The organism is Streptomyces antimicrobicus (assembly GCF_020532625.1).
GTDB lineage: Bacteria > Actinomycetota > Actinomycetes > Streptomycetales > Streptomycetaceae > Streptomyces > Streptomyces antimicrobicus.
Map to the genome: position 1 here is coordinate 1 of NZ_JAJAUY010000277.1, position 491 is coordinate 491.

The 491-nt window shown below is 72.5% G+C and carries 1 protein-coding gene; it reads right to left on the reverse strand.

What is annotated here, in order from left to right:
• Positions 1–491, reverse strand: a 491-nt coding sequence (locus tag LG632_RS30035; RefSeq protein ID WP_226731087.1) for a methionine adenosyltransferase domain-containing protein, incomplete at both ends; no start/stop codon positions are given.

Below are 491 nucleotides of genomic sequence, written 5' to 3' on the forward strand. Positions count from 1 at the left end.
TACAGGCCGGCGGCGGCGCGCAGGGCGTCGACGCGGTCGGTGCGCTCCCAGGTGAAGTCGGGCAGCTCGCGGCCGAAGTGGCCGTAGGCGGCGGTCTGGGAGTAGATCGGGCGCAGCAGGTCCAGGTCGCGGATGATGGCGGCCGGGCGGAGGTCGAAGACCTCGGCGATGGCGTGCTCGATCTTGGCGACGTCGACCTTGGCGGTGCCGAAGGTCTCCACGAACAGGCCGACGGGCTCGGCCTTGCCGATGGCGTAGGCGACCTGGACCTCGCAGCGGCCGGCCAGCCCGGCGGCGACGACGTTCTTGGCGACCCAGCGCATCGCGTAGGCGGCGGACCGGTCCACCTTCGACGGGTCCTTGCCGGAGAAGGCGCCGCCGCCGTGGCGGGCCATGCCGCCGTAGGTGTCGATGATGATCTTGCGGCCGGTCAGGCCGGCGTCACCCATCGGGCCGCCGATCTCGAACCGGCCGGTGGGGTTCACCAGCAG